A 17,442-nucleotide genomic window follows, 5' to 3' on the forward strand; every position below is an offset into this window, starting at 1 on the left:
ATTCATGTGGGAGGGGGCTTGCCCCCTCCCACCGTCAGATCGGTAACAGGCCCAGGAACCGCGTTATTTCCTCGCGCTTGGCCAGGGCATCACTGCGCCCCAACTCGATCAATTCGCTGCAATACCCCGCCTCGAACAGCAAATAACTGAGCACCCCCGCCCCGCTGGTCTTGGTCGCACCCGGCCCCCGCAGGAACAGACGCAACGCCGCCGGCAATTCCTGCCGATGCCGCGCCGCAATTTCATCGATCGGCTGACTCGGCGCAATCACCAGCACGTCCACCGGCGCCAGGCCCTGGGCCGCGCTGTCGACCGGCTGGAAATGGCTGAACTGGTTCAAGCGCTCCAGCAATTCGATATCACTTTCCAGGCTGTCAATGAACGTGCTGTTGAGCATGTGCCCGCCGATCTGCGCCAGGGTCGGCTGCTGGCCGGTGTAGGCGCGCTGCAACGGGTGTTCATGCTCGACGCCGCGCGGGTTGCCGCTGACGCCCACCACCAGCACGCGGTTGGCGCCCAGGTGCAAGGCCGGGCTGATAGGCGCCGATTGCCGCACGGCGCCATCGCCGAAATACTCATGCTCGAGTTTGACCGGGGCAAACAGCAAGGGAATCGCCGAACTGGCCAACAGGTGTTCAACCGTGAGTTGGGTGGGCACACCGATACGCCGGTGGCGCAACCAGGCATCGATGGTGCCGCCGCCCTGGTAGAACGTCACCGCTTGCCCGGATTCGTAACCGAAGGCCGTGACCGCCACCGCCTTCAGGTGTTTGTCGCGGATGGCTTCGTCAATGCCGTCCAGGTCAAGTTTGTCGTGCAGCAAATCGCGCAGCGGCGAGCTGTTGAGCAGCGCCACCGGCACCTGGGCGCCCAGGCCGAGCAGGCTGTGGAAACAGAAGCGACCGGCCTGGTGAATCACCCCCGGCCAGTCGCTGCGTAGCACCAGGTGGCTGCGAAACCCCTGCCAGAACGCCGTCAGACGCTCGATCGCCGCAGTGAAGTCCATGGCGCCGCTGGCCAAGCTCACCGCGTTAATTGCGCCGGCCGATGTACCGACGATCACCGGAAACGGATTGGCCGCGCCCGGCGGCAGCAACTCGGCAATCGCCGCCAATACCCCCACCTGATACGCCGCTCGCGCCCCGCCGCCGGAAAGAATCAAGCCTGTGACCGGTTCAGCTTGGCGCATCGCATTACTCCATGGGGGGAAAAGCAGGTCTTATCGACGGCGTTTTTCGTACAATTTGGGCTCGCCCGGCGGCCGGCTCTTGAAGCGGCGATGGGTCCAAAGGTATTGCTCGGGGCATTCGCGCACCGAGGTTTCGACCCACTGGTTGATCCGCAGGCAATCGATCTCATCGCTCTCGCCGGGAAAATCAGTCAACGGCGGGTGGACCACCAGGCGGTAACCGCTGCCGTCGGCCAGGCGTTCCTGGGTAAACGGCACCACCAGCGCCTTGCCCAGGCGGGCGAACTTACTGGTGGCGGTCACCGTGGCGGCCTGGATACCGAACAGCGGCACGAAGATACTTTGCTTGGCGCCGTAGTCCTGATCCGGTGCGTACCAGATGGCCCGGCCGGCGCGCAGCAGCTTGAGCATGCCGCGCACGTCTTCACGCTCCACGGCCAGGGAGTCAAGGTTGTGGCGCTCGCGGCCACGGCGCTGGATAAAGTCGAACAGCGGGTTGCCGTGCTCGCGGTACATGCCGTCGATGGTGTGCTTTTGCCCGAGCAGCGCCGCGCCGATTTCCAGGGTGGTGAAATGCAGGGCCATGAGGATCACGCCCTTGCCGTCCAACTGGGCCTGCTTGAGGTGCTCCAGGCCTTCAACATGGGCCAGCCGCGCCAGGCGCTGGCGCGACCACCACCAGCTCATGGCCATTTCAAAGAAGGCGATGCCGGTGGAGGCGAAGTTTTCCTTGAGCAAGTGTTTACGCGCTTGCGCGGACTTTTCCGGGAAGCACAGCTCCAGGTTGCGCGCGGCGATGCGGCGCCGTTCGCCGGCCACGCGGTACATGCCGGCACCCAGCAGGCGACCAATGGTCAGCAGCGCACGGTACGGCAATTGAGTGACCAGCCACAGCAGGCCGAGTCCCAGCCATAACAGCCAAAATCGTGGATGAAAAAATACAGCTCGAAAACGCGGGCGATCCATTACAGATTCCGGTAAAGACATGGGCCGCGCATTCTACAACGGTTCGACTCGGCTTGCGGCCAGTGGTTGTTCTCGTTATAAGTCTCGACACTTTTCGTGACAAGCCGCTTTTGCCGACCATGAGCCAAACCGAACCGCTAGACCAAGATCCCGTGTTCCAGCTAAAAGGCAGCATGCTCGCCATTACCGTGCTGGAATTGGCCCGCAATGACCTCGACGCGCTGGACCGCCAGCTCGCCGCCAAGGTCGCCCTGGCGCCGAATTTCTTCAACAACGCCCCACTGGTGCTGGCCCTGGACAAACTCCCGGCCGGCCAAGGCACGATCGACCTGCCAGGCCTGATGCGCGTTTGCCGCTCCCATGGCCTGCGCACCCTGGCGATTCGTGCCAGCCGTATCGAAGACATTGCCGCAGCCATCGCAATTGAATTGCCAGTACTGCCACCGTCGGGTGCCCGCGAGCGTCCGCTCGACCCATTGCCCGGTGAAGTGAAGAAAACACCGGAAAAACCACCGGAGCCTACGGTCAAACCGACCAGGATCATCACCTCCCCCGTGCGCGGCGGGCAGCAGATTTACGCCCAGGGCGGCGACCTGGTGGTGATCGCGTCGGTCAGCCCGGGCGCGGAACTTCTGGCCGATGGCAACATCCATGTATACGGCCCCATGCGCGGGCGTGCCCTCGCCGGCATCAAGGGTGATACCAAGGCGCGTATTTTTTGTCAGCAGTTGACCGCTGAGCTGGTGTCGATCGCGGGCCAGTACAAGGTTTCAGAAGACTTGCGCCGTGATCCGCTGTGGGGCGCTGCGGTACAAGTCAGCCTGTCGGGTGATGTGTTGAACATCATCCGTCTTTAACGGATACTGCCGCATTTTCCAAGCATCTCTAGACTCTGATAGCACAGCGAAACCGGCAAGACTTGCGTAGGACTCATTTGAAGTTGGCGTTTCCCTGCGGAAACCACATCTTTTCCCTACAAAGGCTGTCCGCCTGCAGCGAGTTCCAAGAGATGTTTTTCAGGGACTGAAAGTCCTTTTTCCTTAGGGGTGAAACACCTTGGCCAAGATTCTCGTGGTTACATCCGGCAAGGGTGGTGTGGGTAAGACCACCACCAGCGCCGCTATCGGTACCGGCCTCGCTCTGCGCGGCCACAAGACAGTCATCGTCGACTTCGACGTCGGTTTGCGTAACCTCGACCTGATCATGGGCTGCGAACGCCGAGTGGTGTACGACTTCGTCAACGTGGTCAACGGCGAAGCCAACCTGCAACAGGCCCTGATCAAGGACAAGCGCCTTGAGAACCTGTACGTACTGGCCGCCAGCCAGACCCGCGACAAAGACGCGCTCACCAAGGAAGGCGTAGGCAAAGTCCTCGCTGAATTGAAGGAAAACTTCGAATACGTGGTGTGCGACTCCCCGGCCGGTATCGAAACCGGTGCTCACCTGGCGATGTACTTCGCCGATGAAGCCATCGTGGTGACCAACCCGGAGGTCTCCTCGGTACGTGACTCGGACCGCATGCTGGGTCTGTTGGCCAGCAAGTCCCAGCGCGCCGAAAAAGGCGAAGAACCGATCAAGGAGCACTTGCTGCTCACCCGTTACAACCCCGAGCGCGTCAGCAATGGCGAGATGCTCGGTGTTGAAGACGTCAAGGAAATCCTCGCAGTGACCCTGCTGGGTGTTATTCCCGAGTCCCAGGCCGTACTGAAGGCCTCCAACCAGGGCGTCCCGGTAATTCTGGACGACCAGAGCGACGCCGGCCAGGCGTACAGCGATGCAGTTGATCGCTTACTGGGCAAGACCGTGGAACATCGCTTCCTCGATGTAAAGAAGAAGGGATTCTTCGAGCGTATCTTTGGAGGCAACTAAACAATGAAATTTCTCGACTTCTTTCGCGCCAACAAAAAGCCAAGTACCGCGTCGGTAGCGAAAGAGCGTCTACAGATCATCGTGGCGCACGAACGCGGCCAACGCAGCACGCCAGACTACCTGCCAGCCTTGCAGAAGGAGCTGGTCGAGGTGATCCGCAAGTACGTCAATATCGGCAACGACGACGTGCATGTCGCCCTGGAAAACGACGGCAGTTGCTCGATTCTGGAACTCAATATCACCCTGCCTGATCGTTGATCGAAAGGGCGGTCGCCACGGCGGCTCCGTCACCTTGATCCCTTTGCGGGAGCCAGGTGGTCGAGCCGCCGTTGGCGTTTGTTACGAGGCTGTTTAATGCCGTTGTCCAACATCCATATCCTCTACCAGGACGACGCTGTCCTGGTGGTGAACAAGCCGACTTTGCTGCTCTCGGTGCCTGGCCGCGCCGACGACAACAAGGACTGCCTGATCACTCGCCTGCAGGAAAACGGCTACCCAGAGGCCAGAATCGTCCATCGACTGGATTGGGAAACCTCGGGGATCATCCTGCTCGCGCGGGACGCCGATACCCACCGCGAACTGTCCCGTCAGTTTCATGACCGCGAAACCGAAAAGGCCTACACCGCCCTGGCTTGGGGCCAACCGGAACTGGACAGCGGTAGCATCGACCTGCCCCTGCGCTACGATCCGCCGACCAAGCCACGCCATGTGGTCGACCACGAGTTCGGCAAGCACGCGCTAACCTTCTGGAAGGTGCTGGAACGTTGCGGTGACTGGTGCCGCGTCGAGCTGACGCCAATCACCGGGCGCTCGCACCAGTTGCGCGTGCATATGTTGTCGATCGGCCACCCGCTGCTCGGTGATGGCTTGTATGCCCATGAACACGCCCTGGCCGCCTGGCCGCGCCTGTGCCTGCACGCGAGCATGCTGAGCTTCACCCACCCGCAAAGCGGCGAGCGCTTGCGCTTCGAGTGTCCTGCCCCCTTCTAAAGCTGTAAACACTGTCAAATGTGGGAGGGGATTGCAGTGGGTCAGTGAACAAATACAGTGACTGACACTCCGCCATCGGGGGCAAGCCCCCTCCCACATTTGTGCTGTGCACTTCTCGCCATCGAACGGTAAACTCCGCGCATTGCTGTCTGGAGCTATTTATGCGCGAAGCGTTGAATCAAGGCCTGATCGACTTCCTCAAGGCCTCCCCTACTCCCTTTCATGCCACTGCTGCCCTGGCCCAGCGTCTCGAAGCGGCCGGTTACCAGCGTCTCGACGAGCGCGACACCTGGACCACCGAGGCCAACGGTCGCTATTACGTGACCCGCAACGACTCCGCGATCATCGCCTTCAAGCTCGGTCGCCACTCGCCGCTGCAGGGCGGCATCCGCCTGGTCGGCGCCCACACCGACAGCCCGTGCCTGCGGGTCAAGCCCCAGCCCGAGCTGCAACGCCAGGGCTTCTGGCAGTTGGGCGTCGAAGTCTATGGCGGCGCATTGCTGGCACCGTGGTTCGACCGCGACCTGTCCCTGGCCGGCCGCGTGACCTTCCGTCGCGACGGCAAGGTCGAAAGCCAACTGATCGACTTCAAACTGCCGATTGCCATCATCCCCAACCTGGCCATCCACCTGAACCGTGAAGCCAACCAGGGCTGGGCGATCAATGCCCAGACCGAACTGCCGCCGATCCTCGCGCAGTTTGCCGGTGACGAGCGCGTGGACTTCCGCGCCGTGCTCACCGAGCAGTTGGCCCGCGAACACGGGCTGAACGCCGACGTGGTGCTCGACTACGAGCTGAGCTTCTACGACACCCAAAGCGCCGCCGTGATCGGCCTCAATGGCGACTTCATCGCCGGTGCCCGTCTGGACAACCTGCTGTCGTGCTACGCCGGCCTGCAAGCCTTGCTCACCAGCGAGACCGATGAAACCTGCGTGCTGGTGTGCAACGACCACGAAGAAGTCGGCTCCTGCTCGGCCTGCGGTGCCGACGGCCCGATGCTGGAACAGACCCTGCGGCGCCTGTTGCCCGAAGGTGACGAATTTGTACGCACCATTCAGAAATCACTGCTGGTCTCGGCCGACAATGCCCACGGCATCCACCCGAACTATGCCGACAAGCATGACGCCAACCACGGCCCGAAACTCAACGCCGGCCCAGTGATCAAGGTCAACAGCAACCAGCGCTACGCCACCAACAGCGAAACCGCCGGCTTCTTCCGCCACCTGTGCATGGCCGAGGAAGTGCCAGTGCAGAGCTTTGTGGTGCGCAGCGACATGGGCTGCGGCTCGACCATCGGCCCGATCACCGCCAGCCACCTGGGTGTGCGCACCGTCGACATCGGCTTGCCGACGTTCGCCATGCACTCCATTCGCGAGCTGTGCGGCAGCCATGACCTGGCGCATCTGGTGAAAGTCCTCGGTGCGTTCTACGCAAGCCGCGATCTGCCCTGAGCCAAAGGCTGAATGCAGCTAAACAGGTGGGAGGGGCAAGTCGAATCGTCGCACCGCCCCTCCCACATTTGGCTTCGCGTACACCTGATCTATATCACCTACATTTCCCGCAATCCCACCTAGACTTGTCATTATTCCCACTCTGACAGGGCCGTCGCCTCATGATCACCATGTCCTCATTCCACACCATGCTCATTCCTATCCTCATCGGCATGATCATGCTCGCGGTCGGCTTCAATTTTCGTGACAAGCCTCTCGGTGTGTTTGGCATGTGGATCGGCATGCTGTTGATCCTGGGCACCGTGGTTTACAAGATCCTCGCCAAACTCGCTGAATAACAAATGCACTCGCATTGGGCATAGGGGCCTCGTACACTCGGTCAATTCGTCGTTTTCAAGGTTGACCGCCTCGTGCTTTCCCGTCTGTTTGCCCTGCCCTGCTACTTGCTGATCGCCCTGCTCACCCTGCTCCCGCTCGCTCCGGCCCAGGCCGTTGGCTTGCCTGGGCTGCTGGGTGGCACCAGCAAGCCTCAACCCCAGGCCGACCTGCCGCTGGGGCAATCGCTGGACGAGGTGATCAAGACCCTGGAAAACGACCAGCAACGTACCCAGTTGCTGAGCGACCTGAAAAAGCTGCGCCAGGCCACGCAAAAGGCCCAGCCGGCCGCCGAACAAGGCGTGCTCGGGCTGATCGGCAGCACGCTGTCTGGCCTTGAGCAGCAATTCTCCGGTGTCGACAGCCCGCTGGGACGCTGGTCCGATGAAGTGGACATGGCCAAGGATGAACTCAAGGCCTTGATGCTGCCGGCCAGCGAATGGCTGCCGATCATCTTCGGTTTTGCCCTGATCCTCGCCGTGTGGAGCCTGCTGGCCGCCGCGCTGATCTGGCTCAGCCACCGCGTGCGCGAGCGCTTCGGCCTGCCCGAAGAACTGCCGCAACACCCGCGCACCTGGGACATGCTGCGCTTCGCCCTACGCAAACTGGGGCCGTGGCTGATCGCGCTGGTGATCACCGTGTACCTGAGTTACGCGCTGCCCTCGTCCCTGGGCAAATCCCTGGCGATGGTGCTGGCGTATGCGCTGGTGGTCGGCACCTGCTTCTCGGCAATCTGCGTGATCGCATTCTCCGTGCTGGACGGCCCGCATCGCCGTCACGCGTTGTATATCCTGCGGCGAAAGGCGTTCCGGCCCTTGTGGTTGATCGGCAGTTTTGCCGCCTTTGGCGAAGCCTTGGGCGACCCCAGGCTGGTCGTTGCGCTTGGCCAGCACCTGGCGCACACGGCGGCAACCGTCGCCAATGTAATGGCCGCGCTGTCCACCGGTGTGTTTATCCTGCGCTTCCGCCGGCCGATTGCGCACCTGATCCGCAACCAGCCGCTGTCCCGTCGCCTGACCCGCCGCGCCCTCAGCGATACGATCGAAATCATCGGCACCTTCTGGTACATCCCGGCCCTGCTGCTGGTCTGCATCTCGCTGTTCGCCACCTTCGTTTCCGCCGGCGACACCAGCACCGCCTTGCGTCAGTCATTGCTATGCACGGTGTTGCTGGTGCTGTGCATGGTAATCAACGGCCTGGTACGCCGCCATGCCCTCAAGCCGCACCGCGGGCACAAACGCCATGCGCTGTACTCCGAACGCCTGAAGAGCTTCGTCTACACCCTCGCCCACCTGGTGGTGTGGCTGACGTTTATCGAGCTGGGGCTGCGGGTCTGGGGCCTGTCATTGATCCGTTTCACCGAAGGCGACGGTCATGAAATCAGCGTCAAGCTGTTCGGCCTCGGCGGCACGCTGCTGTTTGCCTGGCTGATCTGGATTCTCAGCGACACCGCGATCCATCACGCCCTCACCCGCTCGCGCAAAGGCCTAGCCAACGCGCGCGCGCAGACCATGATGCCGCTGATCCGCAACGTGCTGTTCGTGACCATCTTCATCATCGCGGCCATCGTCGCCCTGGCCAACATGGGCATGAACGTCACGCCGTTGCTGGCCGGTGCCGGTGTAATCGGCCTGGCCATCGGCTTTGGCGCGCAGTCGCTGGTGGCGGACTTGATCACCGGCCTGTTCATCATCATCGAAGACTCCCTGGCCATCGATGACTACGTGGACGTCGGCGGCCACCTCGGCACAGTCGAAGGCCTGACCATCCGTACCGTGCGCCTGCGCGACATCGATGGCATCGTGCATACCATCCCGTTCAGCGAGATCAAGAGCATCAAGAACTACTCCCGAGAGTTCGGCTACGCGATCTTTCGGGTGGCGATCCCGTACAACATGGACATCGACGATGCAATCAAGTTGATACGCGACGTCGGCCAGCAGATGCGCAACGATCCGCTACAACGCCGCAATATCTGGTCACCGCTGGAGATTCAGGGCGTGGAAAGTTTCGAGTCGGGCAGCGCGATTCTGCGCGCGCGCTTCAAGACTGCGCCGATCAAGCAATGGGAAGTGTCGCGGGCGTTCAACCTGTCACTCAAACGCCATCTGGACGAGGCCGGGCTGGACCTGGCTACACCGCGCCTGAGTGTGCAGGTGGTGACCGGCGCGTCGGGCGGGCTGGAGAAAGAGAAGAACGCCTGAGCCTTCAGGCGCAATGTGGGCGCTGCCGAGCCCCACATTGGAGCTTCGCTGATTTCAGTGTGGTGGGCTCAGGTCAGCGCCGCGCCGTCCATCTTCTGGCGCAGGCTCAACGGACGCATATCGGTCCAGACCTCTTCGATATAGTCCAGGCACTCTTTCTTCAGGCCGCTCTTGCCCACGGTACGCCAGCCTTCCGGCACGGCCTTGTAGTCGGGCCAGATTGAATACTGTTCTTCATGGTTGACCACTACCTGAAACAGGATGTCGTCGCGGTCAAATACTGAGGTCATTGCTGTTCTCCATCACTCAAAGGCTGGCTGCGCACCACGCGCAGCGCTGATATCTGTAGGAACGTACCAGGCGGCCGAAAAATTAGAGGCTGGCGACCGCTGCAGCCAAGGCACGCCCGAAGATCTCGGCGACCTGATCGATCTGGGCGGCGCTGATCACCAACGGTGGCAGGAAGCGCACCACGCCGCCATGACGCCCACCCAGCTCCAGAATCAGGCCGCGCTTGAGGCATTCACGCTGCACCAGCGGTGCCAGGTGCCGGTGGACCGGCGGGTGGCCCTGGATATCGAGCGCGCCGTTCGGGTCCACCAGTTCCACGCCGAGCATCAGCCCGCGACCGCGAATATCGCCCAATTGCGGGAAATCGCGCTGCAGGAGGTGCAGGTGCTCCGCCAGGCGCTCGCCCATCGCCGCCGCATGGCCGGCCAGGTCGTGATCCTTGAGGTAGCGCATCACCGCCGACCCGGCCGCCATTGCCATCTGATTGCCACGGAAGGTCCCGGCATGGGCGCCCGGCAACCAAGTGTCGAGCCAGTCGCGGTACACCACCACCGCCAACGGCAGGCTGCCGCCGATGGCCTTGGACATCACCACCACATCCGGAATGATGCCTGCGTGTTCGAAGGCAAACATCTTGCCGGTACGCCCGAAACCGCTCTGGATTTCATCGATGATCAACGCCACGCCCGCCTGCTCGGTAATCCGCCGCAGGCCGCGCAGCCAGTCAAGGTCCGCCGGGATCACGCCGCCCTCGCCCTGCACCACTTCGACAATCACCGCCGCCGGCAACAACACCCCGGCTTCCGGGTCGTTGAGCAGGTTTTCCAGGTAATGCAGATTGACCCGCACACCTTGCGCGCCGCCCAGGCCGAACGGGCAACGGTAGTCATAAGGGAACGGCAGGAATTGCACACCATTGCCGAGCAGGGCGCCCAACGGTTTCTTCGGCCCCAGGCTGCCCATCAGGCTTAACGCGCCCTGGCTCATGCCGTGATAACCACCCTGGAACGACAACACCGTGCTGCGCCCCGTGGCGGTGCGTACCAGCTTCAACGCAGCTTCCACTGCGTCAGTGCCGGTGGGGCCGCAGAACTGGATTTTGGCTTCCTGCGCCAACGCGGCCGGCAACAGGCCGAACAGATCCTGCACGAACTGATCCTTGACCGGTGTGGTCAGGTCGAGGGTGTGCAACGGCAGTTCGTCGCTCAGCACTTGCTGGATCGCGTCGATCACCACCGGGTGGTTATGCCCCAGCGCCAAGGTGCCCGCGCCGGCCAGGCAGTCGATGAAGCTGCGGCCTTCCACGTCTTCCACGTAGATGCCCTTCGCGCGTTTGAGTGCCAGAGGGATGCGCCGTGGGTAGCTGCGGGCGTTGGACTCCTGCTGGCGTTGGCGCGCCAGCAGCGGGCTTTCGTCGAACTGGTAGAGCGTTTCCACGGGTGCAGGGCTGACCGGCACCTGAGCGTCTGCGATACGGCTGCTAGCGACTGACATCTCTCGATCCCTCAATACGCTGATGATGGTGACCCAACTGCCGATCCGTTGGCGTCTGGCCCAAGGGCATGCGCACGGATTTCCTGTTGTGGAAACGCACCAGCGTCGAAAGGATTTAGGGGCTGTGGTAGTTACGGATGGATGAAGCGCCAAATGAGACAGCGCTTGACGTCAAAGCCCCCGGTACTTGTCGTTCAGCGCATACAAAATCGCACACGTCTCAGCATCCAGGCACCCACAATAATCCCTGGCCCGAAAGTGCATTTGAAACGCGCGGGTTCGCAGCTCGAACGCCTGGCGATTCTGCGCCGGTTTATACCCGTAGCGCTGAAAGGCACGCTCCACTTCCACCTCGGGCGGTAACCCGACACAAAATCGGCGCTGGTACATCGCCCGCGTCGCCTCATCGAACCAGGCCCCCACGCCGGCCTCGAACAGGCAACGCCAAGGCAAGTGCGGCCCCGGATCACTCTTGCGCCAATACGCCACATCCGAATGCCCGAGGATCTCGGTCGGACCGATGTGCGGGTAACGCGCAAGGATGTCGCGCAGCAATTCGATCAATACATCCACCTGCTCCCGAGGGTACGCAGGAAAGGTAAACACGCCGTCCTCATCGCGCGCCTGGTTGACGATCTCGATGCCGATCGCGCGGCTATTGAGGTTATCCCGCCCGCCCCAGTGGCTCACCCCGGCATGCCAGGCACGCTGCGCCTCATCCACCAGGCGGAACACGCGCAACTCGTCATAACCGGCGGCGCGGTAGCCGGGCTCGGCCGGATCAGGCAGCAGATAGTGCGCACTGACACCGTGCCGCGTCAGGGTCTGCAGGGATGACATAAAGGGCGCGGCGGTGTAATGCAGGACCACTTGCCCCACGGGCTCGCCGTTGCGTTCGTTGAAGTCCTTGGCGGGGAAACTGGTATCGATGACCAACATAAGAATCGTCCTTTTCGGTACAGGCCGAGTCATTCGGCCCGTTCAAGCGCAAAACAATGACCGCCATCCTGAAGGGTTGAACGTCAGGCGGGCGGTAACTATTTGGCACGCGAAAGAACGGTGATCAGCGACGCAGCGGCATGCCCAAATCGACCCGCAGGCCATCTGGCTGGCTATCGAACGTCAACGAGCAGGAGCAGCGCTGGACAATCGCCTGCACAATCGCCAGGCCCAGGCCACAGCCCTCGCTGTTGCCGTTGCGCCAGAAGCGCTGGGTCAGGTATTGCAGGTCTTCGCTGGCGATCTGTTTGCCATGGTCACGCACGCGGAACACCACCTGATCGCCGGCCATCAACACACTGAGTTCCACCCGGGTATCGCCCGGAGTATGGCGCAGGGCGTTGTCCAGCAGGTTGCGCAGGGCGGCGACGGCCAGGCCCACCGGCATGTCCACCGGGGTGTCGCTGAGGTCGTCCGGCAGGATCAGGTCGATACGCTGGTTGTCGCCGGCGTTGGCGTCCTGGATCGCCAACCGCGCGACTTGCTCGGCACTGGACTGCAAGCCGTCGTCGAACGACAGGCTGCCCTCCACCCGCGCCAGCAAGAGCAATTGCTCGAGGGTGCGATGCAGGCGGTCGGCGCCCTCCTCGGCATGGGCCAGGGACTGATCGCGGGCCGCGCCTTCGGTCATGCGCGCCACTTGCAGGTGGGTCTTGATCGCAGTCAGCGGGCTGCGCAGTTCGTGGGCGGCGTCGCCGGTGAGGCGCCGTTCGCGTTCGATGGTCTTGGCGATGCGCTGCAACAGTTGGTTCTGGGTGTCGAGCAGCGGTTTCAACTCGCTGGGCAGCGGGTGGATCTGCAGCGGTTCGAGGGAATCGGCACTGCGCCGCATCAATGCGTCACGCATGCGATTGAGCGGCAGCAGGCTTTGCCCGATCCCCAGCCACAGCAGGCACAGGCAGCCCAACAACGCCACACCGACCGGCACCGAGGCCGCCAGCAGAATCGACAGGTTCAACGCCTCGCGCTCGACCTGGCGGTCGGCGGTGGTAATGAACAGATCGCCACGGCTCAGGGTAAAGCTGCGCCACGCCGCGCCGTCGATGATCTGGTCGCGAAAACCGCTGCGATGGGATTCCAGCCCCTGGTCCGGAGTGGTGTGGCTGCGCGCCAACACTTCGCCGCGCAAGGAACTGACCTGACAGGCCATGCCGCCCGGCACATTCAGTTGCTCGGCGCTGAAGTGCTTGCCCTCGGCGCTGCTTGCCAGGCCCGGCATCTGCTCCGTCAAACCGGCGACCATGCGCGCCGACGCGACCAGGCGCTGGTCGAGGGAGAACATCATCTGGTTGCGCAGATCGTTGAGCATCCAGGCAGCCGCCAGCGCCCAGATCAACACAAAAGCGGCGCCGAGCTTGAAGGTCAGGCGCAGACGCAGGCTCATCACGGGGGGCTATCTCCACCATCCGCCGGGCCCAGGCGGTAACCCAGGCCACGTACTGTTTCGACGATGCCGTTGCCCAATTTGCGCCGCAAATGGTGGATATGCACGTTGAGGGCGTTGCTTTCCAGTTCGTCGTTGAAGCCGTAGACGCTGTCTTTGAGCTGTTCGCTGGAGAGCACGCGGCCCTTGTTGTGCAGCAGCGCCTGCAACAGCGCTTGTTCGCGGCGGGAAAGGTCCACGGATTGCCCGGCCAGCAGGGTTTCGCGGCTGCTCGGGTCGTAAGTGAGACGGCCGTGCTCGATCAGGTTGACGCTGCGCCCCGCCACGCGGCGCAGCAAGGTTTGCAGGCGCGCGGCGAGCTCGCGCAGGTCGAAGGGCTTGAGCAGGTAATCGTCGGCACCGGCTTGCAGGCCGTCGACGCGGTTGGTCACCGAATCCCGCGCGGTGAGGATCAGCACCGGAATTTCCAGGCCCTGGCTGCGCTGCTGTTGCAGCAACTTGAGGCCGTCTTCGTCGGGCAGCCCGAGGTCGAGCACCATGATGTCGAATTCGGCAGCCTTGAGCATTGCCCGCGCGGCAGCAGCGGTGGCGACGCGCTCGACGGTAAAGCCCTGGGCGCCGAGGCCGGCCACGATGCCGCTGGCGATCAGTTCGTCGTCTTCACAGACCAGTACGTGCATGCTGAACCCTTCATGAAAGATGGGGGAATTAGAAGACAGATCGATTAAGCGCGCATTATGCCGCCAAAGTTCGCAACATCAGATATTCCCTACACTCTAGAATAGCGTCCGGTTAATCATCGGTTAATCAACGCCACACATTGTGTGCCTCACTTGCATCGAACTAAGGCTTGACCATGCGGCATCTATTTACCTTACTGCTGATGTTGTTCGCGGGATTCGCCCAGGCCGCGCCGGGTAACCCGTTCGAGACCAAACCCGATTTTCTCCCGGTAGCCAAGGCCTTCACCTTTACCTCCGAACGCCTGGAGTCCGGCGAAACCCAGCTGTATTGGCAGATTGCCGATGGTTATTACCTGTACCAGCAGCGCATGAAGTTCGACGGCCTCGCCGAAAAGCCGGCGCTGCCCGAGGGTGAAGCCCATAGCGATGAGTTCTTCGGCGAGCAGCAAGTGTACCGCCAAGGCCTGGAAGTGAAGATTCCTGCGGGGGTGACCGGCCAGGTCAAACTGGGCTGGCAGGGCTGTGCCGATGCCGGCCTGTGCTACCCGCCGCAGTCGATCAGCGTGGACCTGGGCGGCAATCCGGCCGTCGCCGCCACCGCACAAGCCCAGGACCAGAGCCTGGCCAGCGGCCTGCAACAGCGCAGCCTGGGGTGGAGCCTGCTGGTGTTCTTCGGCTTGGGCCTGTTGCTGGCGTTTGCCCCGTGTTCGTTGCCGATGTTGCCCATCCTCGCCGGCCTGGTGGTCGGCAGCGGCGCCAGCCCGCGTCGCGGTTTTGCGTTGGCCGGCAGCTACGTGATGTGCATGGCGCTGGTGTATGCCGCGCTGGGCGTAGTGGCCGCGTCGCTCGGCAGCAACCTTGCCGCACTGCTGCAAACCCCGTGGATACTCGGCAGCTTCGCCGCCTTGTTTGTAATCCTGGCCCTGCCGATGTTCGGCTTCTTTGAACTGCAACTGCCGGTGGCCGTGCGTGATCGTCTGGACAACGTCAGCCGCAACCAGCGTGGCGGCAGCCTGATCGGCGCCGGGGTGCTCGGCGCGCTGTCCGGCCTGTTGGTCGGCCCCTGCATGACCGCGCCCCTGGCCGGTGCCCTGCTCTATATCGCCCAGAGCGGTAACGCCCTGCACGGCGGGCTGATCCTGTTCGCCATGGGCATCGGCATCGGCATTCCACTGTTGCTGCTGGTGACCGTGGGCAACCGCTTCCTGCCCAAGCCAGGCACCTGGATGAATGTGCTCAAGGGCGTGTTCGGCTTCCTGTTCCTGGCCACCGCCGTGCTGATGATTCGCCCGGTGGTCGGGGAAAACCTGTGGCTCGGCCTGTGGGGCGCGCTGGCCATCGCCATGGCCTATTGCGGCTGGCGCCTGGCCCAGGATTTCGGGCGTGTCGCCATGCTGTCCGGCGCGGTTTCCGTGGTACTCGGGTTGTGGGGCGGCCTGCTGATGGTCGGCGCGGCGGGTGGCAGCGATGATGTGTGGCAACCATTGAAGGTCTACAGCGGCTCGCGGATCACCAGCGCGCCGACCGCCCACGACGCGTTCATGACCATCAACGACCCGGCCGTGCTGCAAAGCCAGCTCGACAGCGCCAAGGCCCAGGGCCAATGGGTACTGGTCGATTACTACGCCGACTGGTGCGTGTCGTGCAAGATCATGGAAAAACAGGTGTTCGGCAAACCCCACGTGATGGACGCCCTGAAAGACGTGCGCCTGCTGCGCCTCGACGTCACCGCCGACAACGCCGCCAGCCGCGCCCTGCTCGGCCGCTACAAAGTGCCGGGGCCTCCGAGCTTCGTATGGATCGGCCCGGACGGTGAAGAACGCCGCGCCCGGCGCATCACCGGCGAAGTCGATGCCGATACGTTCCTGCAACGCTGGACCCAGACGCGGGACGCCCGCTGATGCTGACCCTGACCATCGGCACCTTCGCCATCGCCCTGAATCACATCCTGCTGATCAGCGCGCTGATTCTCGCCACCCTGGTGGGGTGGCGCGTGGCCAAGCGTGGCGGGGAAAACCCGGAGTCGGTGCTGTTCTACCTGTTCCTGCTGGGCATGTTGGCAGCCCGCATCAGCTTTGTGCTGATGTACTGGAGTTATTACCGCAACGACCCGTTGCAGATCGTCGACCTGCGCGACGGCGGCTTTCTCGCCTGGCCCGGCGTCATTGCACTGATCCTCGGCGCGCTGCTGTACGGCTGGCGCCGCCCGGCCCTGCGCAAACCGTTGAGTGCCGGGGTGATCACCGGCCTGCTGTTCTGGGGCATGACCAGCCTGTCGCTGAGCCTGTATGACAAAGGCTCGCGCGTGCCGGACATCACCCTGCGCAACGCGAATGGCGAAGTGGTGCAACTGGCGGACTACCAAGGCGGCCCGCTGGTGATCAACCTGTGGGCCACCTGGTGCCCGCCGTGCCGCCGGGAAATGCCGGTCCTGGAACGCGCCCAACGCCAACGCCCCGACGTGACCTTCCTGTTCGTCAACCAGGCCGAAAGCATGCAAAGCGTCAGCACCTACCTGGCCACCCAGGGCCTGACCCTGGACAACGTATTGTTCGACGCCAGCGGCCGCCTCGGCCAGGCCGTGGGCTCCATGGCCTTGCCGACCACGCTGTTCTACCAAGCCGATGGACGCCTGATCAACAGCCACCTCGGTGAACTGTCCCAGGCCAGCCTGGCCCGTGCCATGGAACCCTTCGACATCGCCACTGAAAGGAAACCGACATGCCTCGCCTCCGCCACTTGCTGACCCTGCTGCCACTCACGCTGGCCGCCACCCTGGCCCAGGCCGAAGACTGGCCGGCACCGATCAAACAGATCGAAGCCAAGGGCGCCAAGATCCTCGGCAAGTTCGACGCCCCCAGCGGCCTCACCGGCTACGCCGCGCAGTACCAGAACCGGGGCATGGCGCTGTACCTGACCGCCGACGGCAAAAGCGTGCTCGCCGGCAACCTGTACGACGCCCAGGGCAATGACCTGAGCAGCGCGCCCCTGGAAAAACTGGTGTACGCACCGATGGCCAAGGAAGTCTGGGCCAAGATGGAAAAAAGCAGCTGGATCCAGGACGGCGACACCAACGCGCCGCGCACGGTCTACCTGTTCAGCGACCCCAACTGCCCGTACTGCAACATGTTCTGGGAACAGGCCCGGCCATGGGTGAAGGCCGGCAAGGTGCAGTTGCGCCACATCATGGTCGGTATCATCCGCGAAGACAGCCCAGGCAAATCCGCCGCCCTGCTGGCCAGCCAAGACCCGCAAAAAGCCCTGCAAGAACACGAAGCCGCTGGCAAGGGCAGCAAGTTACAGGCGCTGGACAAAATCCCTGCCAATATTGAAGCCAAGCTCGATGCCAATATGAAGTTGATGGAAGAGTTGGAGTTGTCGGCGACGCCGGCGATTTTCTATCTGGATGACAAGGGCGGGTTGCAGCAACAGCAAGGGGCGCCGTCGCCGGATAAGTTGGTGAAGATCCTTGGGCCGAAATAGGCGGCGCCTGGGCTGATGCTATCGGGGGCAAGCCCCCTCCCACACTCGACCGGGTTCATGCGTT

General features: G+C 62.8%; 17 protein-coding genes. 10 read left to right on the forward strand and 7 right to left on the reverse strand.

Annotated features, from left to right (window positions below; genetic code table 11):
• Window positions 1-34: 34 nt before the first annotated feature.
• Both P3S72_RS21640 and P3S72_RS21645 read right to left on the reverse strand, forming a co-directional pair.
• Window positions 35-1,189 carry a patatin-like phospholipase family protein gene (locus P3S72_RS21640; protein ID WP_276194160.1) on the reverse strand — a complete coding sequence of 385 codons (1,155 nt, stop codon included), beginning with the start codon at window positions 1,187-1,189 and terminating at the stop codon, window positions 35-37.
• Window positions 1,190-1,219: 30 nt separating this feature from the next.
• Window positions 1,220-2,155, reverse strand: a complete 936-nt coding sequence (locus P3S72_RS21645) for a lipid A biosynthesis lauroyl acyltransferase (protein ID WP_276194161.1) — start codon at window positions 2,153-2,155, stop codon at window positions 1,220-1,222.
• 119 nt (window positions 2,156-2,274) lie between these two features.
• On the opposite strand from P3S72_RS21645, the gene minC reads away from it, so the two are divergent.
• From minC to P3S72_RS21680, 7 genes are all read left to right on the forward strand, one after another.
• A complete protein-coding gene (gene minC / locus P3S72_RS21650) occupies window positions 2,275-3,012 on the forward strand; it encodes a septum site-determining protein MinC (RefSeq protein ID WP_276194162.1) in 738 nt (245 codons plus the stop codon).
• A gap of 199 nt (window positions 3,013-3,211) precedes the next feature.
• Window positions 3,212-4,024, forward strand: a complete 813-nt coding sequence (gene minD / locus P3S72_RS21655; RefSeq protein ID WP_276194163.1) for a septum site-determining protein MinD — start codon at window positions 3,212-3,214, stop codon at window positions 4,022-4,024.
• Window positions 4,025-4,027: 3 nt separating this feature from the next.
• Window positions 4,028-4,282 (forward strand): cell division topological specificity factor MinE, encoded by a 255-nt coding sequence (gene minE / locus P3S72_RS21660; RefSeq protein WP_003175252.1) that lies wholly within the window; start codon window positions 4,028-4,030, stop codon window positions 4,280-4,282.
• Window positions 4,283-4,378: 96 nt separating this feature from the next.
• Window positions 4,379-5,014, forward strand: coding sequence for an RluA family pseudouridine synthase (locus tag P3S72_RS21665; RefSeq protein WP_276194164.1), 636 nt, complete (start codon window positions 4,379-4,381; stop codon window positions 5,012-5,014).
• 161 nt (window positions 5,015-5,175) lie between these two features.
• A complete protein-coding gene (locus P3S72_RS21670) occupies window positions 5,176-6,465 on the forward strand; it encodes a M18 family aminopeptidase (protein ID WP_198717262.1) in 1,290 nt (429 codons plus the stop codon).
• Between the two features lie 161 nt (window positions 6,466-6,626).
• Window positions 6,627-6,803 (forward strand): hypothetical protein, encoded by a 177-nt coding sequence (locus tag P3S72_RS21675; protein ID WP_276194165.1) that lies wholly within the window; start codon window positions 6,627-6,629, stop codon window positions 6,801-6,803.
• A 72-nt stretch (window positions 6,804-6,875) separates the two neighbouring features.
• Entirely contained in the window at window positions 6,876-9,044 is a 2,169-nt protein-coding gene (locus P3S72_RS21680; protein WP_276194166.1) for a mechanosensitive ion channel family protein, read from the forward strand.
• A gap of 68 nt (window positions 9,045-9,112) precedes the next feature.
• Here the strand turns inward: P3S72_RS21680 and P3S72_RS21685 are convergent, their stop codons facing one another.
• The 5 genes from P3S72_RS21685 to P3S72_RS21705 form a co-directional block, all read right to left on the reverse strand.
• A complete protein-coding gene (locus tag P3S72_RS21685) occupies window positions 9,113-9,334 on the reverse strand; it encodes an MbtH family protein (RefSeq protein ID WP_276194167.1) in 222 nt (73 codons plus the stop codon).
• 82 nt (window positions 9,335-9,416) lie between these two features.
• Window positions 9,417-10,829: an aspartate aminotransferase family protein gene (locus P3S72_RS21690; RefSeq protein ID WP_276194168.1), complete on the reverse strand. Its 1,413-nt coding sequence runs from the start codon at window positions 10,827-10,829 to the stop codon at window positions 9,417-9,419.
• Between the two features lie 171 nt (window positions 10,830-11,000).
• Window positions 11,001-11,768 carry an N-acetylmuramoyl-L-alanine amidase gene (locus tag P3S72_RS21695; protein WP_276194169.1) on the reverse strand — a complete coding sequence of 256 codons (768 nt, stop codon included), beginning with the start codon at window positions 11,766-11,768 and terminating at the stop codon, window positions 11,001-11,003.
• A gap of 124 nt (window positions 11,769-11,892) precedes the next feature.
• Window positions 11,893-13,212, reverse strand: a complete 1,320-nt coding sequence (locus tag P3S72_RS21700) for an ATP-binding protein (protein WP_276194170.1) — start codon at window positions 13,210-13,212, stop codon at window positions 11,893-11,895.
• Entirely contained in the window at window positions 13,212-13,892 is a 681-nt protein-coding gene (locus P3S72_RS21705; protein ID WP_276194171.1) for a response regulator transcription factor, read from the reverse strand. The genes P3S72_RS21700 and P3S72_RS21705 overlap by 1 nt, the downstream gene beginning before the upstream one ends.
• Before the next feature lie 176 nt (window positions 13,893-14,068).
• Here P3S72_RS21705 and dsbD point away from each other — a divergent pair, with 176 nt between their 5' ends.
• The 3 genes from dsbD to dsbG are packed head-to-tail and all read left to right on the forward strand — an operon-like array spanning window position 14,069 to window position 17,378.
• Complete coding sequence (gene dsbD / locus P3S72_RS21710; RefSeq protein ID WP_276194172.1) at window positions 14,069-15,796, forward strand: protein-disulfide reductase DsbD; 1,728 nt, start codon at window positions 14,069-14,071, stop codon at window positions 15,794-15,796.
• Window positions 15,796-16,641 (forward strand): TlpA disulfide reductase family protein, encoded by an 846-nt coding sequence (locus P3S72_RS21715; protein ID WP_276194173.1) that lies wholly within the window; start codon window positions 15,796-15,798, stop codon window positions 16,639-16,641. Before dsbD ends, P3S72_RS21715 begins: the two co-directional genes overlap by 1 nt.
• The gene (dsbG, locus tag P3S72_RS21720) at window positions 16,617-17,378 is read left to right on the forward strand and encodes a thiol:disulfide interchange protein DsbG (RefSeq protein ID WP_276194174.1); all 762 of its coding nucleotides are present in this window, start codon (window positions 16,617-16,619) and stop codon (window positions 17,376-17,378) included. Before P3S72_RS21715 ends, dsbG begins: the two co-directional genes overlap by 25 nt.
• Window positions 17,379-17,442 lie beyond the last annotated feature (64 nt).

The organism is Pseudomonas sp. D3 (assembly GCF_029320995.1).
In the GTDB taxonomy this organism is placed as follows: domain Bacteria; phylum Pseudomonadota; class Gammaproteobacteria; order Pseudomonadales; family Pseudomonadaceae; genus Aquipseudomonas; species Aquipseudomonas paraveronii.